This is a genomic window from Streptomyces sp. NPDC059861 (genome assembly GCF_042731435.1).
GTDB lineage: Bacteria > Actinomycetota > Actinomycetes > Streptomycetales > Streptomycetaceae > Streptomyces.
The window spans coordinates 46942-73258 of the sequence record NZ_JBHWJQ010000023.1; the positions used below are offsets into that span (position 1 = coordinate 46942).

Genomic DNA, 26317 nt, shown 5'->3' on the forward strand with positions numbered 1-26317 from the left:
GCGCGTGCGTCGCTCACGGTGCGACTCCGATCGTGGAAAGGCCCAGCGCCTCGGGGAGTCCGAGGGCGAGGTTCATGCTCTGGACGGCACCGCCCGCGGTGCCCTTGGTAAGGTTGTCGATGGCGCTGATCGCGATGATCCGGCCGGCGGCCTCGTCGTACGCGACCTGCACCTGAACGGCGTTGGAAGCGTGGACGGACGCCGTGGCGGGCCACTGGCCCTCGGGCAGCAGACGGACGAAGGACTCGTCGGCGAAGGCCTTCTCGTAGGCGGCGCGGACCGACTCGGCGGTGACGCCCGCCTTCGCGGCGGCGGTGCACGTGGCGAGGATCCCGCGCGGCATCGGGGCCAGGGTCGGCGTGAAGGAGACGGAGACCCGCTCGCCGGCCGCCGCGCTGAGGTTCTGGATCATCTCTGGGGTGTGCCGGTGGCCGCCCCCGACGCCGTACGGGGACATGGAGCCCATGACCTCGGAGCCGAGCAGATGCGGCTTGGGCGCCTTGCCCGCGCCGGAGGTGCCGGACGCGGCGACGATCACGGCCTCGGGCTCGGCGAGACCCGCGCCGTACGCCGGGAACAGCGCGAGGGAGACGGCCGTCGGGTAGCAACCGGGCACCGCGATGCGCTTGGACCCCTCCAGCGCGGCGCGGGCACCCGGCAGTTCGGGGAGGCCGTAGGGCCAGGTGCCGGCGTGCGGGGAGCCGTAGAACCTCTCCCAGTCACCGGCGTCCTTGAGCCGGAAGTCGGCGCCCATGTCGACGACGAGCACCGCCGGGCCGAGTTGCTCGGCGACAGCGGCGGACTGCCCGTGCGGCAGCGCGAGGAACACCACGTCGTGGCCCGCGAGCGCCTCGGCCGACGTCTCGCTCAGCACCCGGTCGGCCAACGGCGGCAGATGCGGCTGGAGCGCGCCCAGCCGCTGGCCGGCGTTCGTGTGGCCGGTCAGGGCGCCGATCTCGATCTCGGGGTGCGCCAGGAGCAGACGCAACAGCTCTCCGCCCGCGTATCCGCTCGCTCCGGCCACTGCCGCACGTACCGTCATGGACCCTCCTCCTCAATGGCATGACTATACGTTTCGCTGCACGTTTATGCAATCCCAGTCCCGGGCCACGCCATCGGACCGCACGATCCAGCCACCTCCCCCGCTACCGGTGACGGCCAGGGGGCGCCCGGCCGAACCTTTGGAAAAGCGCGGGATCACCGCCACCCGGCCCCGCCCTCCCCCGCCGCGCCGCGTACCCCCTTCGAACGGCAGGATGGGAAGGGTGCGCAGGCGCCTCAAAGGCCCGCGCGAGGACGGACGGGACGGAAGAGGGGTGGGATGGGCGAGTTCTGGCCGGTGCCGGAGGTGCTGGCGTATCTGGCCGGGCACTGGCAGGTCCGACGGTCGGTGCGGGATCTCGCGAGCGGGGACGAGGGGCACTTCGACGGCACGACGGCTTTCGGGCCCCTGGAGGGCGGCGGTCTGCTGCACGAGGAGGCCGGCACCTTCGTCTGGCGGGGCGTGGCCCGGCCGGCCGAGCGGACGCTGCGCTACCTGCCCGGAGCGAGGCACGGGACGGCGGACGTCCGCTTCGCCGACGGCCGTCCCTTCCACGACCTCGACCTGACCACCGGCTCGTACGTCGCCGACCACCCGTGCTCGGCCGATCTGTACCGGGGCGAATTCACCGTCCGGGACGGGGACCGCTGGCGGTCGGTGTGGCGGGTGCGTGGCCCGGCGAAGGACCTGGTGCTGACGACGGACTACACGCGCGTGGGCTGAGCCGGGCTGCTCTCCAGTCGCAGGTTCCAGCGCCCCGCGCGGCCCGTGACCGTGGTCGTGGACAGGGAGCAGACGTCGATGCTCCAGTACGTCGAGGGCGGCACCTTCAACGCGTACACCAGGGCCGCGCGGATCACCGAGGGCTCGGCCACGGCGACGATCCGGCCGCCGTCCTCCAGGGGCCGGGTGTCCAGCCAGTGGCCGACGCGCCCGATGAACGTCAGCAGTGCCTCACCGCCATGCGGTGTGGAGCGGGGGTCGGCGAGCCAGGCGTCCACCGCCTCCGGCTCCCGGGCCATCGCCTCCCCCAGCGTGAGCCCGCGCCACCGCCCCATGTCGCAGTCGCGCAGGGCGAGCTGCGCCAGCGGGGCGTACCCGAGGGCGTCACCGGTGGACCGGCTGCGGGGTGTGGGCGAGCAGTAGCGCAGCTCGGCCGCCGCGAGCGGCATCAGATCGCGGGCGACGCGCTGCACCTCGTCCCAGCCCGCCTGGTCCAGCGGCCGGTCGTCCTCGAAACGTTCCGCGAGCAGCGGGGCGCTGCGCGCTGCGGCGACGAACGTGACCCGAAGTGCCATGCGGGGATCGTGCGCCCGGAGAGTGGGCAGGTCAAGAGGCGTTACCCGGGGGTTATGGAGGCGCCGCGAAACAGCTCCCCCCGCGGCGCCGGAAGCGCGGGATCAGTCGGACAACTCAATCGAAATACAGCGCCATCCACTCCTGTGGCCGCTCCAATGGCGCGAAACCGACCTTCTCGTACACGCCGTGCGCGTCCTGCGTCGCCAGCAGCACGCGGCGCACGCCGTACTCCCGCAGGTGCTCCCGCACGGCTGCGACGAGCGCCGTACCGATGCCCTTGCCGCGCACCGACGGATCGACGTACACGTCACAGAGCCAGGCGAAGGTGGCCCGATCGGTGATGACTCGCGCATAGGCGACCTGATCCCTGCAAACGGTCTCGTACACGCCGAAGTTGAGCGACCCGGCGATGGCCCCGTCCTGCGTCTCGCGCGCTCGCCCGATCGCCCAGTAGGCGTCACCCGACAGCCAGCGGTGCACCCGCTCGGCGTCGATGCGCGCGGTGTCGGCGGACAACTCGTATCCCTCTGCGAGGTTCGGCACAGCATTCATGCCGGGAGGCTCGCAGGTGGCGGGAGCGGAGGTCGAGGGGTTTTCGGCGGCCGCCCCTCAGGAGCCGGACGTGCCGGAGCGCCCGTCGCGGGCGACGCTCCGCGCCCACAGCACCAGCGGGACCTGGAGCGGCAGTCGCGCGTAGGCCGCGTTCCGCAGCGGTGCGGGCCGGTGGCGCCAGTCCACCGCCATCTGGACGTTCGCGGGGAAGACTCCGACGAAGAACGCCGTCGCGGCCCGCGCGGTGGCCCGCCGGGTCCGGGGCAGGGCCAGCCCGGCCGCCAGGGCGAGTTCCACGGCGCCGCTCGCGTACGTCCACGCCCGCGGCGAGCCCGGGATCACCCGGGGCACGATCGCGTCGAACTGTCGCGGGGCGACGAAATGCGCCACTCCGGCGGTCGCCAGCACGCCGGCGAGCAACAGGGGCGAACGCTTTGACCGGGCCACGGTGCCTCCTAGGGATGACGTGGCGGCGATGTTACTGGACGGTAGGCTCCGTGTGTCCACCCTTCCCCATGACCCGGGGGACACGCCGGAGATGCCTGGCGGATCCCTCCGGGCAGAGCTGGAGGATCTCTTCGCAGGCCGCCCGCAACCGCCGCACCCCTTCCGTGACCTCCCCCACCCCCGCCACCGCCGCGAAGCTGAGGCGGACGTGGCTCGCCGGGGGTTCGGCGCTGAAGTAGGGGCGGCCGGGGGCGAGGGCCACCCCGGCGCGGAGAGCGGCCGCCGTGAACGCGGACTCGTCGGTGCCGTCGGGAAGGCGGAGCCAGAGCTGGTAGCCGCCCGAGGGGATGTGCGGGAGCACCAGCTCGGGCACGTGCAGGGCGAGCGCCGCCGTCATCGCGTCCCGGCGGGCCTTCAGCTCCGTCGAGACCGTGCGCAGATGGCGGGGCCAGGCGGGCGAGCCGACGAGCTCCAGAGCCGCCTCCTGCAGGGGCCTGGGCACGAAGAACGTGTCGACCACCTGGATGGCCCGCAGCCGCTCCAGCACGGGCCCGCGTGCCACCAGGGCGCCGACCCGGAAGCTCGGCGAGGTCACCTTCGTGAGCGAGTAGACGTGCACGACCACACCGTCGGGGTCGTCGGCGGCCAGCGGACGCGGCAGCGGCCCGGCGTCCGCGTGCACCAGCCGCCGCACGAAGTCGTCCTCGACCACGAACGCCCCGGCGTCCCGCGCGATGCGCAGCACCTCCCCGCGCCGTTGCGGGGCGAGCACCGCGCCGGTGGGGTTCTGGAAGAGCGGCTGGCAGATGAAGACCCGGGCCCCGGTGGCCCGGAACGCGTCGGCGAGCAGCGCCGGCTTCACGCCGTCCGCGTCCACCGGCACGGGCACGGGGCGCAGGCCCGCCGCCCGGGCGATCGCCAGCATGCCCGGGTACGTCGGCGACTCCACGAGGACCGGGGCGCCGGGCGGGGCCAGGGCACGCAGGGCCGTCGTGAGCGCCGACTGACCGCCCGACGTGATCAGCACCTCGGCGGCGGTGACCGTGTCGCCGATGCTCCGCGCGAACCACTCGCGCAGCTCCGGCAGCCCGTCCAGCGGCGGCCGCCCCCACACGCCCGGCCGCCGGCCCGCACGGGACAGCGCCGCCGCCATGGCCTTCTCCGGCTGGAGCGAGGGATGCAGATAGCCGCCGTTGAACTCGATCACCCCCGGCGGCGGCACGGCGAGCGAGACGGTGACCCCGGAGGCGTCCACGGTGCGCGGTACGAGTTCCGCGGCGGCGTCCGCGCTGAGCGCGACCTCCTGCCACGAGGTGTCGCCCAAGGGAGCGTCCCCGGAGCGTGGCCGGGCCCGGAAGGCACCGGCGCCCGGCCGGGTGACGACCAGCCCCTCGGCGGCGAGCTGAGCGAGGGCCCGGGAGACGGTCACCGGGCTCACCCGGAACCGCTCCACGAGTGCCCGGCTGGACGGGAGCTTTCCACCGGGAGAGTAGTGGTTGAGTTCCCGTCGCAGCTGGTTGGCCAGGTCACCGACGCTGCTACTCTGTTGCATGAAGACACAGAGTAGCGCTATCGCACCGAGCCGGATAGCGGTGAACGGCCGGCCGAAGGCCTCTCTCGGCACCCTCCAGGCCGCCCTCGGCGTCACCGCCTTCTCCCTCACCTTCCCGGCCACCGCGTGGGGCCTGGAAGGCTTCGGCCCCTGGTCGCTGGTCGCCGTGCGGAGCGTGCTCGCGGCGCTGATCGCGGGGGTGTGTCTGCTGAGCCTGCGTGTTCCGCTGCCCGCCCGGCGGCACTGGGCGGGCCTCGCGGTCGTCGCCGGCGGGGTGGTCGTCGGCTTCCCGCTGCTCACCACGCTCGCCCTGCAGACGTCGACCACCGCGCACGCCGCCGTCGTCGTGGGCCTGCTGCCGCTGACGACCGCGCTGATGTCCGCCCTGCGCGTGGGCACCCGCCCGTCCCGCACCTTCTGGGTGGCGGCGCTCGCGGGCGCGGCCGCGGTGCTCGCGTTCACGGTCCAGCAGAGCGGCGGCGCCCTGTCTACCGCCGACATCTATCTCTTCGCGGCCCTGCTGGTGTGCGCGGCCGGCTACACCGAGGGCGGGCGGCTGGCGCGGGTCATGCCGGGCTGGCAGGTGATCGGCTGGGCGCTGGCACTGTGCCTGCCGCTCACCGTGCCGGCCGCCGTGGCGGCCCTGTCGTTCGAGCCCGTACAGCTCACCTTCCACAGCGTGGCCGGCGTGCTGTGGGTCGCGGCGGGCTCGCAGTTCCTGGGTCTGGTCGTCTGGTACCGGGGCATGGCGGCCATCGGCATCCCCAAGGCCAGCCAGTTGCAGTTGGCCCAGCCGCTGCTCACACTGGTGTGGTCGGTGCTGCTGCTGGGCGAGCAGCTGACCGTGGCCGCCCCCTTGACGGCCGCGGCCGTGCTCGTCTGCATCGCCGTCACGCAACGGGCGCGAGGCTGAGCGGCGTTCGCACCGGTACCGGCCGGGGCTGTCCGCCGTAGACTCAACGTCGAGGACCGCTGCTCCCGCACATCGTGAGGAGGCCCCAGATGCGCGCAATCGTGGGCGACCAGCTTGTCCAGCACGGCAGGGTGGTCGGACAGCACGACAAGGTCGGCGAGATCGTCGAAGTGCTGGGCCAGAAGGGCGAACCCCCGTACCGCGTCCGCTTCCAGGACGGGCACGAGGGGCTGTGCTCACCGGGACCCGACACCGAGATCCGGCACAGGGAAACCACCACCGGGCGGTGATTCAGCGCGGGGGCGCCGCCTGCTGCCGGTAGTGGTCGGCGACCACCCGCGCCATGGCCCCGTGGGTGTCCTGTGCCACCTCCCGGGCCGCGAAGTAGACGTGCCCGCGCACCTCCGGATGGTCGCGGGCGTACGTCAGGTGCCGGGACAGCTCCGCCGGGTCCTGCCAGCCCGCCGGCTGGGCCTGGTCACCCGCCTTGTACAGCGCCTCCCCCACGTACAGCTGCGTCTTGGTGCCCCGCGCCACCTGCGCCCACCAGGGGACGAGCTTGGCGTAGTCGGCGGCGGCGTTGCCCATGTGCCAGTACAGCTGCGGGCAGATGTAGTCGATCCAGTTCTCCCGGACCCACTTGCGGGTGTCCGCATACACGTCGTCGTAGGACTGCAGCGCCCGCGTGTCCGAGCCGCGCGGGTCTGTGGAGGCGTTGCGCCACACCCCGAACGGGCTGATCCCGAACCGGGTGCCGGGGCGGATCTGCTCGATGCGGGTGGCGGTGTCGCGCACCAGCCGGTCGATGTTGTCGCGCCGCCAGGCGGCGCGGCTCGGGAAGGCACCGCCGTGGGCGTCGTAGGCGTCGTCGTCGTCGAAGGTCTGGCCGGCGACCGGGTACGGGTAGAAGTAATCGTCGAAGTGGACGGCGTCGACCGGGTAGCGCGCCACCGCGTCCAGCATCGCGTCCCGCACGAACGTCCGGACCTGCGGCAGTCCCGGGTTGTAGTAGAGCTTCCCCCCGTAGCGCACCACCCAGTCGGGGTGCCGCCGGGCCGGGTGGGAGGCGACGAGGCGGCTGGGGTCGGTGTGCGTCGCGATCCGCAGCGGGTTGAACCAGGCGTGCAGCTCCAGCCCCCGGGCGTGCGCCTCGGCGACGGCGGTGCCGAGCGGGTCCCAGCCGGGGTCGCGGCCCTGGGTACCGGTGAGGTATTGCGACCACGGCTCGTGCGGCGACGGCCACAGCGCGTCGGCCGTCGGCCGCACCTGGAGGATCACGGTGTTCAGCCGCCGCCGCGCCGCCGCGTCCAGGTGGGCGAGCAGCTCGGCGCGCTGCACGGCGGCGGACAGGCCGGTGCGCGAGGGCCAGTCGCGGTTGCCCACGGTGGCCAGCCACACGCCCCGCATCTCGGTGGTGGCGCGGGGCCGCCGCGCGGAGGCCGCCCCCGCGTCGCCCGCCGTGGCCAGCGTCGACAGTGCGGCCAGCGCGAACGCCCGGCGTGACAGCCGTCCCATGGAAAACACCCCTGTACTCTGCGCATGAACTCGGTCACGGATCGTCTCCGCGGCACAGCATGCCCCCACCCGTGCGATCGATCATCGATACTTACGGGTAACGTGCACGAACGGAGCAGGCACCGAACCGGGCGGACCTGCCGAGTCAGCGAAGGGGACGATGTGACCGACATCGAGCGCGTCGGAGTGGTGGGCTGCGGCCAGATGGGAGCGGGCATCGCCGAGGTGTGCGCCCGCGCCGGACTGGACGTGAAGGTCGCCGAGACCACCGGCGAGGCCCTGGAGATCGGCCGTACCCGGCTGTTCAACTCCCTGTCCAAGGCGGCCGAGCGCGGCAAGATCAGCGAGGAGGAGCGGGACGCCACGCAGGCGCGCCTGAGCTTCACCACCGACCTCGGCGAGTTCGCCGACCGCGACCTGGTGATCGAGGCCGTCGTCGAGAACGAGCAGGTCAAGACCGAGATCTTCCAGGTGCTCGACCAGGTGGTGACCCGTCCGGACGCCATCCTCGCGTCGAACACCTCCTCCATCCCGCTGGTGAAGCTGGCGGTCGCCACCTCGCGCCCCGACCAGGTCATCGGCATCCACTTCTTCAACCCGGCCCCGGTGCAGCAGCTGGTCGAGCTGATCCCGGCGCTGACCACCTCCGAGGGCACGCTCGGCCGCGCCCAGCTGTTCACCGAGAAGACCCTCGGCAAGCACAGCATCCGCGCCCAGGACCGATCCGGCTTCGTGGTCAACGCGCTGCTGATCCCCTACCTGCTCTCCGCGATCCGGATGTTCGAGTCGGGCATCGCCAGCCGCGAGGACATCGACAACGGCATGGAGATGGGCTGCGCCCACCCGATGGGCCCGCTGAAGCTGTCCGACCTCATCGGCCTGGACACGGTGGCCTCGGTGGCGCAGAGCATGTACGAGGAGTACAAGGAACCGCTGTACGCCGCTCCCCCGCTGCTCCAGCGGATGGTCGACGCGGGCCGGCTGGGCCGCAAGAGCGGTTCCGGCTTCTACACGTACGGCTGATTACAGTCGGTAGGTTTTCGGCCAAGCGCGGGCCCGGCTCCGGTCTTCCGGTGCCGGGCCCGCGGCATTCACACACCGTGTGCACGCCGGGCACGCATATGCCCCGCGCACACGCTCCCCACGCGCCCACCAGGCGAGTTGACTCGTGGTGCGCATGCAAAGGATGTGATTCGACTACGGAAAGGAGCGGTTCGTGACCGCCGATCCGGAGCATTCCGTCGTCCACGGTGAACTCGCAGAGTTACGGCGCCGACTAGACGTGGCGTACGCACGGGTCGAGGGCGGGCTGGCGTTGCTCAGTCACCGCACCGAGGAGACGACCAAGGAACTGGACGAGGTGAACACCCGGCTCGTCACCCTGGAACACGCCCGCTGGCCGCTGCCGTCGGTCGCGGCCGTCACGGCCGTGGGCGCCCTGGTCGTGTCCCTCTGGCAGGCGCTGGGACGGTAGATCAGGGCAAGGTGTCCTGGCCCAGCCGGAGATGGTGCAGCAACAGCAGCGCGGCCGCCATGTTGGCGGCCGGGACCTCGCCGCGGGCGACCAGGTCGGGGACGACCTTGAGGGGGACCCACTCCCTGCGGTCCGACTCGAAGTCGTCCACCGGGTGCCCGACGTACTCACTTTCGTCCGCCCAGTAGATGTGGTGCCGGGCGTCGGTGAGTCCGTTGGACGGCTCCACGCTCATCAGGTGCCGCAGAGGTCCCGGCCGCCAGCCGGTCTCCTCCTCCAGCTCCCGGGCGGCCGCCCGCGCGATGTCCTCGCCGTCCTCGACGACGCCGGCGGCGAGTTCCCACCCCCAGCTGTCGGTGATGAAGCGGTGGCGCCACAGGAGCAGGACCTCGTTCGCCGCGTTCACCACCGTGGCCACGGCGACCGGCCGCATCCGTATCAGGAAGTGGTCGAGGTGCCGGCCGTCCGGCAGCTCCACATCCGCGAGGTTGACGCTGAACCAGCGGTTTTCATAGACAGTTTGTTCGTTCTGTTTCGTCCACTGCACGGTTCTGCCACCTTCCATCGAGTAAGTGGCAATATCGCAGCAGGGAGTCCGCAGCAGGTATCAGCAACGCCTACAGCGGTACACGCAAGGCCCCGTCGATGAGTTCGGCGGCCTCGGCCGTGCCCGCGCCACCGCTGCGCGCCAGATGCTCGCGCACCGCCCGGAGTCTGTCGCGCAGCCGCTGGGACTCCATGCCGCGGGCCTGCTCCGCCATCTGCACCGCGGTGGCCACCGCCTTCTCGGCGTTGCCCTGACGCAGCTCGACCGTGCTGAGCATGGCGAGCCGGTGCACGCGGCCCCGGTCGTGCGCCGGGGTGTCCACGGCGGCAGCGGCGTGCTCCCCGGCGGCGGCCAGCTCACCGAGGCTGAGCAGCGCCTCCGCCACCTGGACGTTGACCAGGCCCGGCTGGACATAGCCCGTCTCGTCGGGTTCGTGGCCGCGCCGGATACGTTCGGCGGCCTGCTCGGCCCGCCGGATGCAGGACAGGGCGCTCGTGCCGTCGCCGAGGTGCGCGTACGCCTTCGCCTGCATCGCGTACAGATCGGAGGCGAGGGCGGGGGTGATCTGCTTGCCGGCGGCGCGCAGCGCGGCCTCGGCGAACGCGACGGCCTGGCGGTGCTCCCGCATGAACAGCGACTGGTTGACCAGCAGCGCGATCACATACGCGCCGAGCCCTCGGTCACCACTGGCCTTGGCGAGCCGCAGCGCCTGGTGGAAGTAGCGCTGGGCGAGCCCGTGCGCGTCGGAGTCGTACGCGCAGATCCCGGCGATCGCCACCAACCCGCCCGTGGCCCGGTGGAGTTGGCGGCCGGTGGCGTCGGTGTAGCCGCCCCGCAGCAGCGGCGCCGCCTCGGCGTTGAGGAAGCCGACGATCCGGGCGCGGGTCGCTATGCCACCGGCCTTGCGGTAGAGCTGCTCGTAGTGGGCGCGGGCGGCGCGCAGCATGTCGAGGTCGGCTGGGGTGACCCGGTGCCGGCCGCCGCGGGAGACGTCCACGTCCTCGGGAGGGTTCTCCCACTCCCACACCGGCATCACCGCGGGCGTCCCGGTCACCGCCGGTGCGCCGAGGACGTGCGGCCGCTGCTGTTCGTCCGAGCGCCACAGGGCGGTGGCCCGCTCGACGAACCCGGACAGCGAGGTGGCGTGCGGGATCGCCTCCTGGCCCGGGACACCGAGGCCGATGTCGTCGAGGGTGACCGGGCGGTGCAGCCGGGCGGCGAGCACCTCGCAGATCAGGTCGGGCACCTGACCGCGCGGCCGCTGGCCCTTCAACCAGCGGGCCACGGCGGTGTGTTCGTAGCGGAGCGCGAGCCCGCGGGCGCGGCCGGCCTGGTTCACATGGGCCGCGAGACCGGCGTGCGAGACCCCCGCCTCGTCCAGGATCGCGTCGAGCAGAGTGTTGGGCTGCATGGGAGGCCCCCCGGGTGGCTCGGTGCCGACAGCGTAGTGAATCCGGCTTCACACGGGGTGTGAACGGAGTGCGCGCATCCGCAGCGTGCGCGCACTGTCGCGGAGAGTTTCCAACCGGTTGACTGAATTGCCTCGAAAGAGGCCGGCCGGGCCGCCGGCTCCCCCTCGTACAGTGCGGCGGCCCTGCCGGGGGCTGCGCAGGTGCCCGTGGGCTAGCGGTGCGTTGTCGGCTGGGCGTGCGTCGTGGCCGGTCGCGCGGTTCCCCGCGCTCCTGAAGGGCGTGGGAGTTCGCGTTCGTTGCGGAGTATCAGGAGGGCCACATCGTCGGGAAGGTTGCCGCTCGTATGCCGTAACAAACGGGTGAACACGGCGCCAAGGACGTCCTGCGGTAAGAGCGTGCCGTTGCGGTCGGCCTCGGTCAGCACGTCCGCCAGCGGGAAGAACCGGCCATGACCGTCCCGGGCGTCCTCGGCCCCGTCCGTGAAGAGGAACAGCGCGTCGCCCGGGCGGAGTTCGCCGTGGCGTACGGCGGGCAGGTCGGCCGGCAGCGGGAACGGGCCGAGCGGCGGCAGGGGCTCGGTCCGGGCCAGCGGCTCGACGCCGGTCTCCCGGAGCCGGTACGGCCAGGGATGGCCGCAGTTGAGCGCCCGCACCTCTCCGTCCGGGCAGATCTCCAGCAGCAGTACGGTCACGAACTCCTCGGCCTGCTCCACGCGTGGACGCTCGCGCAGGTGCCGGGCCAGCGCGCGGTCCAGTCTGTGCAGCACCCGGCCGAGTTCGGGCTCGTCGTGCACGGCCTCGCGGAAGCTGCCCAGCACGGCGGCGGCCGTCCCGAGCGCGTCGAGCCCGTGCCCCCGTACGTCGCCCATCACGACCCGCACGCCGTGCTCGGTGGCGATCACCTCGTACAGGTCGCCGCCGACGGAGGAACCGCGTTCGGCGGACAGCTGGGCCGCGGCGACGTTCAGCCCGTCGACGCGTGGGGGCAGCGGCCGTAACAGCGCGCTCTGGGCGGCACCCGCGACGCGGCGGGCCTGCCTGAGCTCACGCAGCAGCGTCCGGCGGACATGGAGGACGAGGCCGGTGCCGACGGCGAAGAACACGGCGCTGGTGACGATCCGCGCGCCCAGGGAGGTCTGCTGGGCGAGCGGACAGGCCAGTTTGTACGTGATCGCCATGGCACCCCACACCGTGGGCAGCCCCAGGGCCCTGATACGGATCATGCGGGTGGCCTCCCATGCAGGCCGTGACAGCGCAGACCGACCCCGAAAGGCCGGTCCGATTCTGTCGCCGCATGGCCCGGTAGGACCAGATCACCGGGACATCCCACCCGAACGAGTGAGGTACTGCCGAGGCAGGCCCCGAAGGGGGGCGGGGAACCGCGCGACCGGCCACGGACGACCCGTGACCGGCCCAGGACGCGGCCCCCCTCAGGGAACTAGCCGCGCAACTCCGCGCCCGTACGCTCCGCGGCCAGCGCGACCGCGGCATCCCGCGCCGCGGACGCCTCGTCGACGGTCAGCGTCCGGTCCCCGGCCCGGAAGCGCAGCGCGTACGCCAGCGACTTCCGGTCCGCGCCGAGCTGCTCGGCGTTCTCGTACACGTCGAACAGCCGGATGGACTCCAGCAGTTCGCCGGCGCCCTCGCGCAGCGCGGCCTCGACGTCCGCGTGCGCGACCGCCTGTTCGACGACCAGCGCGACGTCCTGCGTGGCCACCGGGAAGGAGGAGATGCTCGGCGCCTGCGGGGTGCCGTCCCCGACCTGCTCCAGGGCGTCCAGGTCCAGCTCCATCGCGCAGGTGCGCGCGGGCAGGCCCAGCGCCTTCAGGACACGCGGGTGCAGCTCACCCGCGTGGCCGACGACCCGCTCGGTGCCGTCGAGGGTGATCACGAGCTCGGCGCAGCGACCCGGGTGCCACGGCCCGTACCGGCCGCCGCGCACGACGAGTTCGGCACCGGCCTCACGGGCGACCGTACGCGCCGTCTCGACCGCGTCGGCCCAGTCGCCCGGCCGGCCCTTGCCCCACCAGCCGGCCTGCTCGCGGGCGCCCGCGAGGACGACGGCGACATGGCGCGGCTGCTCGGGCAGCACGGCGTCGAGCGCGGCGATCTCCTCGGCGGTGGGCCGACGGTCGACCGGCAGATGAGCGGCGGTGCCGCTGCGCTCGGCGCGCGGGAGGAAGACCAGTCCGGTCTCGAACAGCGCGAGGTCGTGCGAGCCCCGGCCGTCGTTGCGGCGCAGCGCGCCGAGCAGGCCCGGCAGCAGCGACGTACGAAGGGCGGGCTCCTCGTCGTTGAGCGGGTTGACCAGCTTGACCACGCGGCGGGCGGGGTCGTCGGCGTCGAGGCCGAGCTGGTCGAAGACCTGCTCGCCGACGAACGGGTAGTTCGGCGCCTCGACGTAGCCGGCCCCGGCCAGCGCCCGGCCGACCCGGCGGTGCAGCCGCTGCCGGTGCGTCAGACCGCGGCCCGAGGTGGGCCTGGGCAGCGTGGAGGGCAGGTTCTCGTAGCCCTCCAGGCGGATGACCTCCTCGGCGAGGTCGTTCCGCTCCAGGAGGTCGGGCCGCCAGGACGGGACGGTGACGATCAGCTCGTCCTGCCCGTACACGTCACAACCGACCTGCTGGAGGCGCCGTACGACGGTCTCGCGGCCGTACTCGACGCCCGCGACCTTGTCCGGGTGGTCGGCCGCGACGGTGATGGTGTGCGGCGCGGACGGGGCCATGACCTCGGTGACACCGGCCTCGGCAGTGCCGCCCGCGAGCAGCACCAGCAGGTCGACCGTGCGCTGGGCGGCGGCCGACGCGGCCTGCGGGTCGACGCCCCGCTCGAAGCGGCGGGAGGCCTCGGAGGACAGCTTGTGGCGGCGGGCCGTGCGCGCGATCGACACCGCGTCGAAGTGCGCGGCCTCGATCACCACGTCGGTCGTGGCGCCCTCGGTGACGGGGGTCTCCCCTGCCCGAGCGGAGTCGAGAGCCTGGGGGAGGTCGGCGATCTCGGTGTCGGCGCCGCCCATGACGCCCGCGAGCCCGATGGGGCCACGGTCGTCGGTGATCACCAGGTCCTCGGCGTGCAGCTTGCGCTCGACCCCGTCGAGGGTGACGATCTTCTCGCCCTCGGCCGCCCGCCGGACGCCGATGGTGCCCTGGACCAGCTTGCGGTCGTAGGCATGCAGCGGCTGGCCGAGCTCCATCATCACGTAGTTGGTGACGTCGACCGCCAGCGAGATCGGGCGCATGCCGACCTTCTGCAGCCGGCGCCGGAGCCAGATCGGGGAGCGGGCCTCGGGGCGCAGCCCGGAGACGGTACGGGCGGTGAAACGGTCGCAGCCCATCGGCTCGGAGACCTTCACCGGGTAGCCGTAGGCGTTCGGCGCCGGTACGTCGAGCAGGGCCGGGTCGCGCAGCGGCAGGCCGTAGGCGATGGCGGTCTCGCGGGCGACGCCGCGGAGGGACAGGCAGTCGCCGCGGTTGGCGGTGACGGCGATGTCCAGCACCTCGTCGACCAGCTCCAGCAGCTCGATCGCGTCCTTGCCGACCTCGGTCTCGGGCGGCAGCACGATGATGCCCTTGGTGCCGTCGTCGCCCATGCCCAGCTCGTCGCTGGAGCAGATCATGCCGTGCGAGGTCTTGCCGTAGGTCTGGCGCGCGGAGATCGCGAAGCCGCCGGGCAGCACGGCGCCCGGGAGGACCACGACGACCTTGTCGCCGACGGCGAAGTTACGGGCGCCGCAGACGATCTCCTGGGGCTCGCCGGTGCCGTTGGCCTGCCCGACGTCGACCGTGCAGAAGCGGATCGGCTTCTTGAAGCCCTCCAGCTCCTCGATGGTCAGCACCTGGCCGACGACCAGGGGGCCCTTGAGGCCGTCGCCGAGCTGCTCGACGGTCTCGACCTCCAGACCGGCCGAAATGAGCTTGGCCTGCACGTCACGACCGGTCTCCGTCTCCGGCAGGTCGACGTACTCCCGCAGCCAAGAAAGCGGGACCCGCATCAGATCTCCATCCCGAACGGCCGGGTGAACCGGACGTCACCCTCGACCATGTCTCGCATGTCCTCGACGTTGTGGCGGAACATCAGCATCCGCTCGATGCCGAACCCGAAGGCGAAGCCGCTGTACTTCTCCGGGTCGACGCCGCAGGCGGTGAGCACCCGCGGATTGACCATGCCGCAGCCGCCCAGCTCGATCCAGCCCTCGCTGGAGCAGGTGCGGCAGGGCCGGTCGGGGTTGCCGACGGAGTCGCCGCGGCAGACGTAGCACACCATGTCCATCTCGGCGGACGGCTCGGTGAACGGGAAGAAGTTCGGCCGCAGCCGGGTCTTCATGCCCTCGCCGAACAGCGACTGGACCATGTGGTCCAGGGTGCCCTTGAGGTCGGCCATGGTCAGGCCCTCGTCGACGGCGAGCAGCTCGACCTGGTGGAAGACCGGGGTGTGCGTGGCGTCCAGCTCGTCGGTGCGGTAGACGCGGCCGGGGCAGATCACGTACACCGGCAGGTCGCGCTCCAGCAGGGAGCGGATCTGCACCGGCGAGGTGTGGGTGCGCAGCACGACACCGGACTCGGAGCCGCCGTCCTCGCCCTGCACGAAGAAGGTGTCGGCCTCACCGCGGGCCGGGTGGTCCGGGCCGATGTTGAGGGCGTCGAAGTTGAACCACTCGGCCTCGGCCTGCGGGCCCTCGGCGACCTCGTAGCCCATGGCGACGAAGACGTCCTCGATGCGCTCGGAGAGCGTGGTCAGGGGGTGCCGGGCGCCGGCGGGCACCCGGTCGTGGGGCAGCGTGACGTCCACCGCCTCCTCCACCAGCACCCGGGCGTCCCGCTCGGCCTCCAGTTCGACCTGGCGCGCGGCCAGGGCCTTGTTGACGGCGCCGCGTGCCTGGCCGACCAGCTTTCCGGCGGCGGCCTTGGCGTGCGGGGGCAGGGCGCCGATCTCGCGGTTGGCCAGCGCCAGCGGAGAGGTGCCGCCGGTGTGGGCGACCTTGGCCTCCTGGAGCGCGTCGAGGGAGCCTGCGGCGGCGAAGGCGGCGAGCGCCTCGTCCCGCATGCGCTCGATCTCTTCCGGTTTCAACGCCTCGACCTCGACAGGGTCGTACGACTTATTGGGTGCCGACATCTCTTCCCGTGCTTCCGATTGGCTGGCTGAAGTCCCCGTCACCGACTGGATGGGCCGTCTGTGGGACACAAAGGTGCCAAAGGCCGAGTCTAACGGGGTGGGGGTGTACGAATGCGCCCGTGGCCGTCAGGCGAGATACGCCGGCGCGGCCACGGGCAACGTAAATCGGAACTCCGCGCCGCCGTCGGGGGCGCGTCCGACCGTGATGGTGCCGCCGTGGGCCTCGACGATGCCCTTGACGATGTACAGCCCGAGGCCCGTGCCGCCGCGCTTGCTGCCCCGCCAGAAGCGGGTGAAGACGCGGTTCATGGACTCCTCCGGGATGCCGGTGCCCTCGTCGCTCACGGTGACCGATGTGCCGGCGTCCTCTCCTTCGCGCGGGGACGCGGCGGGCGTGATGTCGATGGTGACGGTTCCCTCGCCGTGCCGCACGGCATTTTCGATGAGGTTGCTGAGCACCTGGTCGATCTTGTCGGGGTCGGCCCAGAGCGCGGGCAGCGGCTGCTCCAGGCGCAGCAGGAACCGGTCGGCGGTCAGGCCCGCCGCGACGTACGCCTGGATGTGCCGGCCGACGGCGGCGCCGATGTCGACCGGCTGGCGGCGCACCTCCAGCCGGCCCGAGTCGATCCGGGAGATGTCGAGCAGCTCGGCGATGAGCCGGGTGACGCGGTCGGCGTCGGCGTCGACGGTCTCCAGCATCAGCCGTTTCTGGTCGTCGGTGAACCTCTCCCACTTGGCCAGCAGCGTGGCCGTGAACCCCTTGACGGAGGTGAGCGGCGAGCGCAGCTCGTGGGCGACGGTGGCGATCAGCTCGGCGTGGCTGCGCTCGGTGCGGCGGCGGGCCTCGGTGTCCCGGAGCGAGACGACGACGCGGCGGACGGGTCCGGTGGGCTCGCCGCGCACGTAGCGCACCGAGACGAGCACCTCCCGCCCGCCCGGCAGCAGCAGGTTCCGCTCCGGCTGCCGGACCCGGATGGCGAGGCCGCCGTAGGGGTCGGTCAGCTGCCACCAGCGCCGGCCCTCCAGGTCCTCCAGGGGCAGCGCCTTGTCGAGCGGCTGTCCGAGGACGTCGGTGGCGGCGACGGCGGTGATGCGTTCCGCGGCGGCGTTGAAGCAGATCACGTGCCCGTTCTCGTCGGCGACGACGAGGCCGTCGGGCAGGTCGTCGGGGTCGATGCCGTGCCCGGCGGGATCGCCTTGCCGGGACGCGGGCGGTCGCCGCACGTCCCGTCCCCCCGGAGCGCTGCTCGTGCCGACGCTCATCCGCGTACCCCACCTCTCAGACGGCGCAGGAGGCCCCCGAGCTGGTCACCCTACTAGCTCCCGGTCACGCTGCGGCAGCCTCCGGGGGCGCGCTGTGCACGGGCCGACGCGTAGAGGCATACGGCCGCGGCGGTCGCGAGGTTCAGGCTCTCGGCCTTCCCGTGGATCGGGACCCGCACGACGGCGTCCGCAAGGGCGCGGATCTCCTCGGGCAGGCCCCAGGCCTCGTTGCCGAAGACCCAGGCGGTCGGCCCGCCCATGGTGCCCTTGTCGAGCTCGTCGTCGAGGTCGTGCCGCCCGGCCCCGTCGGCGGCGAGGATGCGCACCCCGGCGTCCTTCAGTCCCGCGACGGCCCGCTCGACGGGCACCCCGACGGCGACCGGCAGATGGAACAGCGACCCCACGGAGGCGCGCACCGCCTTGGGGTTGTAGAGGTCGACGGACGCGTCGGTCAGGACGACGGCCTCGGCACCGGCGGCGTCCGCGCAGCGCAGCACGGTCCCGGCGTTGCCAGGGTCCCGCACGTGCGCGAGCACGGCGACGAGCCGGGGGCGGGCGGCGAGGATCTCCTCGAAGGGCGTGTCCAGGAACCGGCAGATGCCGACCAGCCCCTGCGGGGTCACGGTCGTGGAGATGTCGGCGATGACCTCTTCGGAGGCCAGATGCACCCGGGCGCCGGTGTCGCGGGCCTCGCCGACGACGTCGGCGTACCGCTCGGCGGCCTCGACGGTCACGAACAGCTCCACGAGGGTCCCCGGCTGCACCCCGGCCTCGCGCACGGCCTGCGGCCCCTCTGCGAGGAACAGCTGCTCCTTCCCCCGGAAGTTCCGCTTGGCCAGCCGCCGCGCGGCCAGGACCCGGGGGCAGCGGGGGGAGATCAGCTCGGGGCTGGCGGGGGGCATGTACAGCTCACCTTCGTACTACGGATCGCGCCGCGGATCACGGGCGCGAGTGGACCTGCACAGGGCGCGGGGAACTGCGCGACCAGCCACCGGCGACCCGCGGCTTCGACGACCACGCGGACACAGCAGGACCCGCAGGCTGACACCTGCGGGTCCTCGGTCACGTCGGCCTAGAGCCGGCGCAGCGTCACGCGGCCTTCGGCGCGTTGACGTCCGCCGGCAGCGCCTTCTGCGCGACCTCGACGAGCGCGGCGAACGCGCCGGCGTCGTTCACGGCCAGCTCGGCCAGGATCTTGCGGTCGACCTCGACGTTCGCGGCCTTCAGACCCTGGATGAAGCGGTTGTACGTGATGCCGTTGGCGCGGGCAGCGGCGTTGATGCGCTGGATCCACAGCTGGCGGAAGTCACCCTTGCGCTTCTTGCGGTCGTTGTAGTTGTAGACCAGCGAGTGGGTGACCTGCTCCTTGGCCTTGCGGTACAGGCGCGAGCGCTGACCGCGGTAGCCGGAGGCCTGCTCGAGGATCGCCCGGCGCTTCTTGTGGGCGTTGACTGCCCGCTTGACGCGTGCCACTTTTTAACTCCTTGTAGCGGGGCCGTGGTTGTCCTCACACGGCCCGGAATCGATGGGGTCCCGGTCCAGACGTACGACGCTCAGTGGCGCCCGTACGTCACTTGCCGAGAAGCTTCTTGATCTTCGCGGCGTCGCCCGGGGCCATCTCGGCGTTGCCGGTGAGGCGACGCGTCACGCGGGACGACTTGTGCTCGAGCAGGTGGCGCTTGCCGGCGCGCTCACGGAGCACCTTGCCGGAGCCGGTGATCTTGAAGCGCTTGCTGGCACCGCTGTGCGACTTGTTCTTCGGCATAGCGCCGTTCTCTCCTCGTCGGTGGCGCTCCGGTGCCCGGTCACGAAAACCGGGCACTGTGGAGCGTCGCTCTCTGTTTCGGTTAGGTCCTGGGGACTCGCGTCCCCCGGGGTCACGCCTCGGCGGAAGCCTCGGCCGGGGCCTCGGCGATCTCGTCGTCCGCCGGGATATCGCCGTCCGCGGCGTTCTGCGACTTGCCGGGATTGGCCTTCGCCTCGGCCTTGCGGGCCTCCTGCGCCTGGCGAGCCTCGGCCATCGCCTCGGTCTTCTTCTTGTGCGGACCGAGAACCATGATCATGTTTCGGCCGTCCTGCTTCGGGTTCGACTCGACGAAACCGAGGTCCTGGACATCCTCCGCGAGCCGCTGCAGCAGCCGGTAGCCCAGCTCGGGCCGGGACTGCTCACGTCCACGGAACATGATCGTGATCTTGACCTTGTCGCCCTGCTTGAGGAACCGGACGACGTGACCCTTCTTGGTGTCATAGTCGTGCGGGTCGATCTTCGGCCGGAGCTTCATCTCCTTGATGACCGTGTGCGCCTGGTTCTTGCGCGCCTCACGGGCCTTCATGGCCGACTCGTACTTGAACTTCCCGTAGTCCATGAGCTTGCAGACGGGCGGACGGGCGTTCGCCGCGACCTCGACCAGGTCCAGGTCGTACTCCTGCGCAAGCTCCAGTGCCTTAGCGAGCGGGACAATGCCCACCTGCTCGCCACTGGGACCGACAAGTCGCACCTCGGGAACGCGAATCCGGTCGTTGATGCGGGGCTCGGCGCTGATGGATCCTCCTCGGTAGCACCACGCGACGGTCTGGCGGACAGCCGCGTAACGTCTCTGTTCGATAGACCAAACCGCGCCGAAGCACAAGAAATGCCCCGGCCGATCACAGGCGGGGGCTCCTCGAACAACCGGAGCGACCGCCGCGGTGACCGCGGGGCGCACTTTCGGGCGGGTGCCGTCACGGAGGACAGGACCGCCTGACCGGTGACCCGCCGCCCGGATGAGCGGTCAGGTGGGAGTTCGAAAGCCTCCACTTGTAGGTCGGGCTCGTTGTGCGGTGAGGCATACGTGTCCGACCGGTCGTTACACAAGGTTAGCAGCCTCGGCCGGAATCGGCTAACCGAGGCCCACTGGGGCCGGCTCTCCCTCTGCCCCTATGGTGAAAGGCATGAGTGAAGAGACGCCCGACTTCAACGCCATGACCCGCGACATCGCCGAGGTCCCCGCGGTCGAGGTGATCGTGACGGTCGCCGTCAACCTGATGAGCGCGGCCGCGGTGAAGCTCGGTCTGACCGAGGAGGGCGAGAAGCACAAGGACCTGGACGAGGCCCGCAAGCTGATCCACGCCCTCGCGGGTCTGCTGGACGGGAGCGCGACCGAGATCAGCTCTTTCCACGCGGCCCCGCTGCGGGACGGCCTGAAGTCGCTCCAGCTGGCGTTCCGCGAGGCGTCCCTCGTGCCCGACGAACCCGGCCAGGGCCCGGGCGAGAAGTACACGGGCCCGGTCTACAGCTGATCCCGGCCTCAGGCCGAGTCACCCTCGTACGTACAGGGGCTCGCCCGGTGGTGTGGTCCCGGCCGGCAGCAGTGCCAGGTCGAGGCCGCGCACCAGGCGGGCCCTCAGTGTCTCGTCGGCGGCCATCCGCCGCGCCACCGCGCGGGCGGCCTCGGCGGGGGCGGCGGCCGGGTCGAGGACGAGGGCCAGGGTGCCGTCCGCCTGTCCGGGCCCCAGGTGGGCGCGGAGCACGGCGGGCTCGGCGGCCACGGCGTCCCGTACCGCCGCGACGACCGCGGGGTCGGTGAGCGGGTCGGTGCTCGTGCGCCCCTCGGCCAGCGCGAGCAGCGCGGGGCCGGTCAGCTCGAACGGCACGGGACCGGCCAGGTCCAGCACGACGGTGTCCGCCTTCTCGTGCGCGGCGGCCTGGAGGGCCTGGTGCAGCGGTACGGCCACCGGACGGGCCTGCGCGTCCCAGCGGGCCAGCGCCTCGGTGGACGTGAAGGCGGGCAGGGCCGTGCGGCCGCCTGCCTTCAGCGTGGGTACGGCCATGTCGCTGGTCTTCTCGCGGCGCAGCCCGTTCTCGTCCTCCTCGACCTCGCCGAGCACGGCGACCACGGGGACGAGCAGCCGGGCGCCCTTCAGCGCGGCCAGCACGGGTCCCACGGCGGTGCGGTCCTCGGCCCAGGCGGCGAGCGCCGCGCTCAGCCGGGGGTCGGCGGAGCCGTCGTCGTCGGAGAAGCCGGGGTCGGGAATGTTCTTGTTCGCCACGGTCACCGACCCTATCGGGGGGAGCCGCAGACCGGCGCGGCGCCCACCATGGAGGTATGGACCGACCCGGAGTCCGCCGCGCCCTGATCGGCGCCTGCGCTGCCTCCGCCGTCGCGCTGGGCGGTACGGCGGGCGGTGCGGCGTGGGCGCTCCCCGGGACGTGGGCCTTGTCGCCGGCCGTGACGCCGTCGGCCTCGGTGGCGGCGAGCGGGGAGACAAGGCTGGGCGGGGAGACAAGGCTGGGCGGGGAGACAAGGCTGGGTGGGGAGACAGGGATGGGCGGGGAGACAGGGATGGAAGGTGTGACGCGGTCGACGGTGGACCATGACGCGGCGCTGGCCCGGGCCATGGGGACCGTGCCGGTCGAGGACGGGGCCGAGGTGTCGGTGGCGGTGCTGGACCTGGCGTCCGGACAGAGCGCCGCGTACGGCGACACAGCCTTCGGCACCGCGAGCATCGTCAAGGTGGACATCCTGGCGGCGCTGCTGCTTCAGGCGCAGGACGCCGGGCGGGAACTGACGGCGGGGGAGAAGTCGTACGCCACCGCGATGATCGAGCGCAGCGACAACGACTCCGCGTCGGCCCTGTGGCGCGCCATCGGCGCGGAGGAGGGACTGGACGCCGCGAACGAGCGGTTCGGGCTGACCGGGACCGAGGGCGGCCGCAGGATGGAGTGGGGGCTGACCAGCACGACGGTGGCCGACCAACTCGCCCTGCTGCGGCAGGTGTTCGCGGCGGAGTCGGAGCTGAGCGCGGCCTCGCGGGCGTATGTCCAGGAGCTGATGGGGCGGGTGACCCGCGGTCAGCGGTGGGGGGTGTCGGCGGCCGGGGGCGCGTCCGGGTGGGCCCTGAAGAACGGCTGGCTGCCCCACAAGGAGACCGGGCTGTGGGACGTCCACAGCATCGGCCGGGTGACGGTCGACGGCCGTGCCTTCCTGGTGGCGGTGCTGTCGGACGGCAACACGACGAAGGAGAGGGGCATCGCGCTGGTGGAGTCGGCGGCGCGGGCCGCCGTCTCGGTGTTCCCAGGGGAGGCGCCGGCGTGGGCCACCGCGTCCGCGACGCCCGGCTGAGCGGGCGGAGGATGTCATCGGAGTGGGGAAGCAGGCGTCGTGTCCGTCCCGGGCCACGGGGGTCTGGGCTTGGGGTTCCCGTGTGCCCCGGGAGGAGCCGGCCGCCGGGACGCGCCGACGGCGGACGGGGCGCCGAGCCGGTGCGGCTAGAAGGCGTCGTACTCGCGGCGGGCGCGCCAGAGCACCACGGCCGCGACCAGGAGGACGCCGCCCACGCTGCCGGCGAGGGGGCCGGCCCAGCTCGCGGTGTCGTCGTCGGAGTCTTCGGTGTCCGGGCCGGGCCCGAAGTACTTCTCGCCGTACGACGCCGAGCGCAGGCCTTCCGGGTCGAGGCGGCCGGCCTCCTCGATGGCGGCGGCCGGGTCGATGAAGCCGAAGCCCCGCGAGTCGTCACGGCCGTCGGCGGGGGCGTCGCGGGCGGTGTCCTCGAGGAGCTGTTTTATCTGGGCCGGGGTCAGGCCGGGGTGGGCCGCCTTGACCAGGGCGACGGCGCCGGAGACGAAGGCGGCGGCGGCACTGGTGCCCCAGCCCTCGTAGTACTTGCGGTCGGGGTCGGCGATCACGACGTCGACGCCGGGGGCGCTGACCGTGGCGTACCAGCGGCGGGTGGAGAAGGAGGCGCGGGTGCCGAGGCGGTCGACGGCGGTCGCGGCGATCACACCGGGGTAGGCGGCCGGGTAGGAGATGTGGTCGCCCTTCTCGCCGCCGTTGCCGGCCGAGGCGACGACGACGGAGCCCTTCCTCAGTGCGTACTGGACGGCCTCGTCCTCCGCGGGTTCGGGGTGCGCGGAGGCGGAGTCGTCGCCCAGGGAGAGGTTGATGACGTCGGCGCCCTGGTCGGCGGCCCAGCGGATGCCGTCGGCGAGGGCGTTGCCGCGGGTCTTGCGGGCCTTGGCGCGGGCCGGGTCGCCGTCCTCCAGGATGACGCGGACGGGCAGGATCCTGGCCTCCGGCGCGATGCCCATGACGCCGTCGCCGTTGCCGTCCCCATGGCCGTGTCCGGCGATGATGCCGGCCATGGCGGTGCCGTGCCGGGCCCACGCCCGGTCCCCGCGGCCGGCGCCGAAGCCGACCATGTCCTTGGTGGCCAGCACGTTGCCCGCGAGGTCGGGGTGGTCGTCGTCGACGCCGGTGTCCAGGACGGCGACCGTGACGCCGGCGCCCTTGGTGGTCTGCCAGGCGTCCTCGGTGTGCATGGCCTCAAGGGCCCACTGCTGGCCGCGGATGCCGTCCGCGTGCGCCACGGTGGGCGGGACCAGGGCGACGGAGGAGGCGAGCAGGACGCCGAGCAGTCCCGCCCTGCGGGTGGTGGGGTTCATGAGGGCCGTTCCGGGGACGACGTGACGGACTTGCGCAGGCCGCGCTCGACCCGGTCGGCGAGGCCCTTCGCCTCGTGGCCGAGGCCCGCCTGGGCGACGGCGGTGGTGGCGCCGGAGCGCGTGGCGTCGGCGGCGGACTGGGGCTCGTCGACGGTCCGGTCGTCGGCCCAGCCGGAGACGGCGTAGACGACGACCGGGGCGTCGGTCAGCACGGAGACCGTCCAGGAGGCCCGCTGCCCGTCGCCGAAGCCCGCGGCGACGGTGTCGCGCGCGGCGTACGGGCGGGGCATCAGGTCGGCACGCCGGTCCAGGCGGTCCTTGTCGAAGCGGGTCTCCAGCGAGCGCATCGCGGTGGCGTCGGCCTTGGTGAAGAGCACGCCGACGGTGGTGACGTAGCTCTGGGTGGCGTCGGTGTAGGTGGCGCGGAGCAGGCGCTCGCAGCCGACCGGGGCGAGGGCCTTGCCGAGCAGCGGGTCGAACGCGCCGGCGCAGTCGCTGTCCGGTGCGACGGCGATACGCGTCCAGAGCCTGTCGGCTCCGCCGGGGCCGGCGCCGCGGCCCTGCACGGTGGGCGGGAACAGCTGGTCGACGGGCACGCTGTGCCACAGGCCTCCGGCGGCGGCGTAGGTCCCGGGCTCGCCGCTCTCCCCGGAGTCCCCGGCCAGCCAACTCCCGGCCACGGCACCCCCGATGAGCCCGGCGCCGAGGACGAAACAGACGGCCGCCGCAACGGTGCGCCGCCGGACGAGCCTGCCGGACCAGCCGGTCCGCGCGGGGTCGCCGAACGCCTCGGACTCACCGAAACCGACCACGGGCCGCGGCCGCCCCGGGCCGAACGACCCACCGGCTGTGTGCTGGGCACCCCAGGAGTGGACGGGGTTCGGGGTCACGGCCGCGACGGCTTCCGTCGAGGCGCCCGCAAACCCACGCCTGCTCTCCGGCGCGACGGGCCGCAGGCGCCGGGTCGTCTCCGAGGGATCCTCGACGGGCGGCACGGCTGGACGGTGCCCCGGACGGGGCGGGGCATCAGGGAAACGGGCGGAGGCCGGCGGCGGGGGCGGGGTGCCAGCGCCGGTGTCCTGACTCCCCGCCGCACGACGGCCAGGAACCCGGACGTCCAGCGGCGATGACCCACTGGAGCGCGTGCCGGTGTCCGACGACGAGGGGCCGGGGGACGGCGACGAGGGGGTGGGGGCCTGCGGGTGCTGGGGGGACTGGGGCCCGGGGGCCTTCGCGGGGGTTTCCGCGTCGGCGTTCGACGGTCTCGGGGGGTGGGGCGGGCGGGGCGGGATCGGGGCGTGCTGCGCTTCCGTGCTCATGCAGCCCCCGTTTCCTCGTGCCCGTGCCCGTCTCCCCGTACGCGGGCCGCCTCGTCAAGTCGTCGCACGCATACCCGCGCGGACGGTCCGGCATCCCGGCGCGGCGGCGGGCGGAGTCGTTCCTCCCTGCGTGCGCGTCACTCTACGGGTTGCCCCGGCAGATGAGGGAACCAGTCCGCGAGGCCGGGGCATCTGCCCGGAACATCCCCCTACCCTGCGGTAATCCTGTCTGGCAGGCTTCGTTCATGACTGCGCGCGCCGCCGACCGGGCCCGTTACGACCGGGCCACCGCCCATCTCGACGCCCCTGTTGCGATCGTGGACCTGGACGCCTTCGACGCCAACGCGGACGACATGGTCCGCCGCGCGGGCGGGAAGCCGATCCGCGTCGCCAGCAAGTCCGTACGCTGCCGCGCCCTGCTCGAACGAGTCCTGGCCAAGGACGGTTTCGCCGGGGTGATGTCGTTCACGCTCGCCGAGTCCCTGTGGCTGGCCCGCTCCGGGTACGAGGACGTCCTCCTCGCCTACCCGTCCGCCGACCGCGCCGGCTTCGCCGAACTCACCTCGGACGCCAAGCTCGCCGCCGCCGTCACGGTGATGGTCGACGACCCCGCCCAACTGGCCTTCATCGACGAGGCGCGGGACGGGGGCCGCGAAGTCGTGCGGGTCTGCCTGGAGTTGGACACGTCCCTGAGGCTGCTCGGCGGGCGGGTGCGCGTCGGGGCCCGCCGCTCGCCGCTGCACTCCCCCGCCGACGTCGCCGACCTGGCCCGGCTGGTGGCCCGGCGGCCGGGGTTCGAGGTCGTGGGGATCATGGCGTACGAGGGACACATCGCCGGGGTGGGGGACGCCGTCGTGGGGCGGCCGCTGCGCTCGCGGGCGGTGCGGCTGATGCAGGCCACCGCCCGGCGGGAGCTGGTCGAGCGGCGCGCGGCCGTGGTGCGCGCGGTGCGCGCCGTGGCGCCGGGGCTGGAGTTCGTCAACGGCGGCGGCACGGGCAGCGTTCAGCACACCGCCGCCGAGGACGCGGTCACCGAGATCGGCGCCGGGTCGGGGCTGTACGTGCCGCGGCTGTTCGACAACTACACGTCGTTCAGCGGCCGTCCGGCGGCGACGTTCGCCCTGCCCGTGGTGCGCAGGCCCGGCGTCGGCGTGGTGACCGTCCTCGGTGGCGGCTACCCGGCGTCCGGCGCGGCCGGCGTGGACCGGCTGCCGGTCCCGTATCTGCCCGAGGGCCTGCGCTACGACCCTCAGGAGGGCGCCGGTGAGGTGCAGACGCCGCTGCTCGGCTCACCGGCCGACGACCTGCTGATCGGCGACAAGGTGTGGTTCCGGCACGCCAAGGCCGGCGAGATGTGCGAGCGGTTCGACACGCTGCACCTGGTCCGGGGGGACCGGGTGACGGCGACCGTACCGACGTACCGGGGCGAGGGCCGCACGTTCCTGTGACG

27 protein-coding genes are annotated in these 26317 nt (G+C 72.8%); 8 read left to right on the plus strand and 19 right to left on the minus strand.

What is annotated here, in order from left to right:
* Positions 1 to 13: 13 nt before the first annotated feature.
* On the minus strand, positions 14 to 1042 hold the full coding sequence (argC, locus tag ACFV6X_RS21045) for an N-acetyl-gamma-glutamyl-phosphate reductase (RefSeq protein WP_385385622.1): 1029 nt from the start codon (positions 1040 to 1042) through the stop codon (positions 14 to 16).
* A 279-nt stretch (positions 1043 to 1321) separates the two neighbouring features.
* Here argC and ACFV6X_RS21050 point away from each other — a divergent pair, with 279 nt between their 5' ends.
* Positions 1322 to 1765, plus strand: a complete 444-nt coding sequence (locus ACFV6X_RS21050; protein WP_385385624.1) for a DUF6314 family protein — start codon at positions 1322 to 1324, stop codon at positions 1763 to 1765.
* Here the strand turns inward: ACFV6X_RS21050 and ACFV6X_RS21055 are convergent.
* From ACFV6X_RS21055 to ACFV6X_RS21070, 4 genes are all read right to left on the minus strand, one after another.
* Positions 1747 to 2340 (minus strand): histidine phosphatase family protein, encoded by a 594-nt coding sequence (locus tag ACFV6X_RS21055; protein WP_385385626.1) that lies wholly within the window; start codon positions 2338 to 2340, stop codon positions 1747 to 1749. The two genes, ACFV6X_RS21050 and ACFV6X_RS21055, sit on opposite strands and share 19 nt — an antisense overlap.
* Before the next feature lie 115 nt (positions 2341 to 2455).
* Positions 2456 to 2893 carry a GNAT family N-acetyltransferase gene (locus ACFV6X_RS21060; protein ID WP_385385628.1) on the minus strand — a complete coding sequence of 146 codons (438 nt, stop codon included), beginning with the start codon at positions 2891 to 2893 and terminating at the stop codon, positions 2456 to 2458.
* Between the two features lie 57 nt (positions 2894 to 2950).
* Positions 2951 to 3340, minus strand: coding sequence for a DoxX family protein (locus ACFV6X_RS21065; RefSeq protein ID WP_385385629.1), 390 nt, complete (start codon positions 3338 to 3340; stop codon positions 2951 to 2953).
* A 31-nt stretch (positions 3341 to 3371) separates the two neighbouring features.
* Complete coding sequence (locus ACFV6X_RS21070) at positions 3372 to 4892, minus strand: PLP-dependent aminotransferase family protein (protein WP_385385631.1); 1521 nt, start codon at positions 4890 to 4892, stop codon at positions 3372 to 3374.
* Here ACFV6X_RS21070 and ACFV6X_RS21075 point away from each other — a divergent pair.
* Both ACFV6X_RS21075 and ACFV6X_RS21080 read left to right on the plus strand, forming a co-directional pair.
* Positions 4891 to 5805 (plus strand): DMT family transporter, encoded by a 915-nt coding sequence (locus ACFV6X_RS21075; protein WP_385385633.1) that lies wholly within the window; start codon positions 4891 to 4893, stop codon positions 5803 to 5805. The genes ACFV6X_RS21070 and ACFV6X_RS21075 overlap by 2 nt on opposite strands.
* Before the next feature lie 89 nt (positions 5806 to 5894).
* Positions 5895 to 6095 (plus strand): DUF1918 domain-containing protein, encoded by a 201-nt coding sequence (locus tag ACFV6X_RS21080; protein ID WP_365451345.1) that lies wholly within the window; start codon positions 5895 to 5897, stop codon positions 6093 to 6095.
* 1 nt (position 6096) lies between these two features.
* Here the strand turns inward: ACFV6X_RS21080 and ACFV6X_RS21085 are convergent, their stop codons facing one another.
* Positions 6097 to 7320 carry a glycoside hydrolase family 10 protein gene (locus ACFV6X_RS21085; protein ID WP_385385635.1) on the minus strand — a complete coding sequence of 408 codons (1224 nt, stop codon included), beginning with the start codon at positions 7318 to 7320 and terminating at the stop codon, positions 6097 to 6099.
* Between the two features lie 162 nt (positions 7321 to 7482).
* Here ACFV6X_RS21085 and ACFV6X_RS21090 point away from each other — a divergent pair, with 162 nt between their 5' ends.
* Positions 7483 to 8343 carry a 3-hydroxybutyryl-CoA dehydrogenase gene (locus ACFV6X_RS21090; protein ID WP_365451341.1) on the plus strand — a complete coding sequence of 287 codons (861 nt, stop codon included), beginning with the start codon at positions 7483 to 7485 and terminating at the stop codon, positions 8341 to 8343.
* A 193-nt stretch (positions 8344 to 8536) separates the two neighbouring features.
* Entirely contained in the window at positions 8537 to 8794 is a 258-nt protein-coding gene (locus tag ACFV6X_RS21095; RefSeq protein WP_385385637.1) for a hypothetical protein, read from the plus strand.
* Position 8795: 1 nt separating this feature from the next.
* Here the strand turns inward: ACFV6X_RS21095 and ACFV6X_RS21100 are convergent, their stop codons facing one another.
* The 10 genes from ACFV6X_RS21100 to infC all read right to left on the minus strand — a co-directional run bounded on the left by ACFV6X_RS21100 (position 8796) and on the right by infC (position 19670).
* Positions 8796 to 9341, minus strand: coding sequence for an NUDIX hydrolase (locus ACFV6X_RS21100; protein WP_385385639.1), 546 nt, complete (start codon positions 9339 to 9341; stop codon positions 8796 to 8798).
* Between the two features lie 70 nt (positions 9342 to 9411).
* The gene (locus ACFV6X_RS21105) at positions 9412 to 10752 is read right to left on the minus strand and encodes a transcriptional regulator (protein ID WP_385385640.1); all 1341 of its coding nucleotides are present in this window, start codon (positions 10750 to 10752) and stop codon (positions 9412 to 9414) included.
* A 212-nt stretch (positions 10753 to 10964) separates the two neighbouring features.
* Positions 10965 to 11975: a PP2C family protein-serine/threonine phosphatase gene (locus ACFV6X_RS21110; protein WP_385385641.1), complete on the minus strand. Its 1011-nt coding sequence runs from the start codon at positions 11973 to 11975 to the stop codon at positions 10965 to 10967.
* 215 nt (positions 11976 to 12190) lie between these two features.
* Entirely contained in the window at positions 12191 to 14743 is a 2553-nt protein-coding gene (gene pheT / locus ACFV6X_RS21115) for a phenylalanine--tRNA ligase subunit beta (RefSeq protein WP_385385643.1), read from the minus strand.
* Positions 14743 to 15864, minus strand: a complete 1122-nt coding sequence (gene pheS, locus ACFV6X_RS21120) for a phenylalanine--tRNA ligase subunit alpha (RefSeq protein ID WP_365448341.1) — start codon at positions 15862 to 15864, stop codon at positions 14743 to 14745. The genes pheT and pheS overlap by 1 nt, the downstream gene beginning before the upstream one ends.
* A 126-nt stretch (positions 15865 to 15990) precedes the next feature.
* Complete coding sequence (locus ACFV6X_RS21125) at positions 15991 to 17127, minus strand: ATP-binding protein (RefSeq protein ID WP_385385645.1); 1137 nt, start codon at positions 17125 to 17127, stop codon at positions 15991 to 15993.
* Between the two features lie 53 nt (positions 17128 to 17180).
* The gene (locus ACFV6X_RS21130) at positions 17181 to 18029 is read right to left on the minus strand and encodes a TrmH family RNA methyltransferase (protein WP_385385647.1); all 849 of its coding nucleotides are present in this window, start codon (positions 18027 to 18029) and stop codon (positions 17181 to 17183) included.
* Positions 18030 to 18216: 187 nt separating this feature from the next.
* Positions 18217 to 18600, minus strand: coding sequence for a 50S ribosomal protein L20 (gene rplT, locus ACFV6X_RS21135; RefSeq protein WP_055492778.1), 384 nt, complete (start codon positions 18598 to 18600; stop codon positions 18217 to 18219).
* A gap of 97 nt (positions 18601 to 18697) precedes the next feature.
* Positions 18698 to 18892 (minus strand): 50S ribosomal protein L35, encoded by a 195-nt coding sequence (gene rpmI, locus ACFV6X_RS21140; protein ID WP_003977225.1) that lies wholly within the window; start codon positions 18890 to 18892, stop codon positions 18698 to 18700.
* A gap of 112 nt (positions 18893 to 19004) precedes the next feature.
* Positions 19005 to 19670 carry a translation initiation factor IF-3 gene (infC, locus tag ACFV6X_RS21145; protein WP_385385723.1) on the minus strand — a complete coding sequence of 222 codons (666 nt, stop codon included), beginning with the start codon at positions 19668 to 19670 and terminating at the stop codon, positions 19005 to 19007.
* 388 nt (positions 19671 to 20058) lie between these two features.
* Between infC and ACFV6X_RS21150 the strand changes: the two genes are divergently transcribed.
* Complete coding sequence (locus ACFV6X_RS21150; RefSeq protein WP_385385649.1) at positions 20059 to 20406, plus strand: DUF1844 domain-containing protein; 348 nt, start codon at positions 20059 to 20061, stop codon at positions 20404 to 20406.
* A gap of 18 nt (positions 20407 to 20424) precedes the next feature.
* Here ACFV6X_RS21150 and ACFV6X_RS21155 read toward each other — a convergent pair whose 3' ends face one another.
* Positions 20425 to 21156: an SseB family protein gene (locus tag ACFV6X_RS21155; RefSeq protein ID WP_385385651.1), complete on the minus strand. Its 732-nt coding sequence runs from the start codon at positions 21154 to 21156 to the stop codon at positions 20425 to 20427.
* A 56-nt stretch (positions 21157 to 21212) separates the two neighbouring features.
* On the opposite strand from ACFV6X_RS21155, the gene ACFV6X_RS21160 reads away from it, so the two are divergent.
* A complete protein-coding gene (locus ACFV6X_RS21160) occupies positions 21213 to 22229 on the plus strand; it encodes a serine hydrolase (RefSeq protein WP_385385652.1) in 1017 nt (338 codons plus the stop codon).
* 146 nt (positions 22230 to 22375) lie between these two features.
* Here the strand turns inward: ACFV6X_RS21160 and mycP are convergent, their stop codons facing one another.
* The gene (mycP, locus tag ACFV6X_RS21165; RefSeq protein ID WP_385385654.1) at positions 22376 to 23548 is read right to left on the minus strand and encodes a type VII secretion-associated serine protease mycosin; all 1173 of its coding nucleotides are present in this window, start codon (positions 23546 to 23548) and stop codon (positions 22376 to 22378) included.
* Positions 23545 to 24543 carry a hypothetical protein gene (locus ACFV6X_RS21170; RefSeq protein WP_385385656.1) on the minus strand — a complete coding sequence of 333 codons (999 nt, stop codon included), beginning with the start codon at positions 24541 to 24543 and terminating at the stop codon, positions 23545 to 23547. The genes mycP and ACFV6X_RS21170 overlap by 4 nt, the downstream gene beginning before the upstream one ends.
* Before the next feature lie 569 nt (positions 24544 to 25112).
* Here ACFV6X_RS21170 and ACFV6X_RS21175 point away from each other — a divergent pair.
* Positions 25113 to 26315 (plus strand): amino acid deaminase/aldolase, encoded by a 1203-nt coding sequence (locus ACFV6X_RS21175; protein WP_385385657.1) that lies wholly within the window; start codon positions 25113 to 25115, stop codon positions 26313 to 26315.
* Positions 26316 to 26317 lie beyond the last annotated feature (2 nt).

Excerpts from the sequence above, each read along its gene's own strand:
- argC (WP_385385622.1), bottom strand. The coding sequence starts at position 1,042 with ATGACGGTACGTGCGGCAGTGGCCGGAGCGAGCGGATACGCGGGCGGA.
- ACFV6X_RS21050 (WP_385385624.1), top strand. The coding sequence starts at position 1,322 with ATGGGCGAGTTCTGGCCGGTGCCGGAGGTGCTGGCGTATCTGGCCGGG.
- ACFV6X_RS21055 (WP_385385626.1), bottom strand. The coding sequence starts at position 2,340 with ATGGCACTTCGGGTCACGTTCGTCGCCGCAGCGCGCAGCGCCCCGCTG.
- ACFV6X_RS21060 (WP_385385628.1), bottom strand. The coding sequence starts at position 2,893 with ATGAATGCTGTGCCGAACCTCGCAGAGGGATACGAGTTGTCCGCCGAC.
- ACFV6X_RS21075 (WP_385385633.1), top strand. The coding sequence starts at position 4,891 with ATGAAGACACAGAGTAGCGCTATCGCACCGAGCCGGATAGCGGTGAAC.
- ACFV6X_RS21070 (WP_385385631.1), bottom strand. The coding sequence starts at position 4,892 with ATGCAACAGAGTAGCAGCGTCGGTGACCTGGCCAACCAGCTGCGACGG.
- ACFV6X_RS21080 (WP_365451345.1), top strand. The coding sequence starts at position 5,895 with ATGCGCGCAATCGTGGGCGACCAGCTTGTCCAGCACGGCAGGGTGGTC.
- ACFV6X_RS21085 (WP_385385635.1), bottom strand. The coding sequence starts at position 7,320 with ATGGGACGGCTGTCACGCCGGGCGTTCGCGCTGGCCGCACTGTCGACG.
- ACFV6X_RS21105 (WP_385385640.1), bottom strand. The coding sequence starts at position 10,752 with ATGCAGCCCAACACTCTGCTCGACGCGATCCTGGACGAGGCGGGGGTC.
- ACFV6X_RS21110 (WP_385385641.1), bottom strand. The coding sequence starts at position 11,975 with ATGATCCGTATCAGGGCCCTGGGGCTGCCCACGGTGTGGGGTGCCATG.
- pheT (WP_385385643.1), bottom strand. The coding sequence starts at position 14,743 with ATGCGGGTCCCGCTTTCTTGGCTGCGGGAGTACGTCGACCTGCCGGAG.
- pheS (WP_365448341.1), bottom strand. The coding sequence starts at position 15,864 with ATGTCGGCACCCAATAAGTCGTACGACCCTGTCGAGGTCGAGGCGTTG.
- ACFV6X_RS21125 (WP_385385645.1), bottom strand. The coding sequence starts at position 17,127 with ATGAGCGTCGGCACGAGCAGCGCTCCGGGGGGACGGGACGTGCGGCGA.
- ACFV6X_RS21130 (WP_385385647.1), bottom strand. The coding sequence starts at position 18,029 with ATGCCCCCCGCCAGCCCCGAGCTGATCTCCCCCCGCTGCCCCCGGGTC.
- rpmI (WP_003977225.1), bottom strand. The coding sequence starts at position 18,892 with ATGCCGAAGAACAAGTCGCACAGCGGTGCCAGCAAGCGCTTCAAGATC.
- ACFV6X_RS21150 (WP_385385649.1), top strand. The coding sequence starts at position 20,059 with ATGAGTGAAGAGACGCCCGACTTCAACGCCATGACCCGCGACATCGCC.
- ACFV6X_RS21160 (WP_385385652.1), top strand. The coding sequence starts at position 21,213 with ATGGACCGACCCGGAGTCCGCCGCGCCCTGATCGGCGCCTGCGCTGCC.
- mycP (WP_385385654.1), bottom strand. The coding sequence starts at position 23,548 with ATGAACCCCACCACCCGCAGGGCGGGACTGCTCGGCGTCCTGCTCGCC.
- ACFV6X_RS21175 (WP_385385657.1), top strand. The coding sequence starts at position 25,113 with ATGACTGCGCGCGCCGCCGACCGGGCCCGTTACGACCGGGCCACCGCC.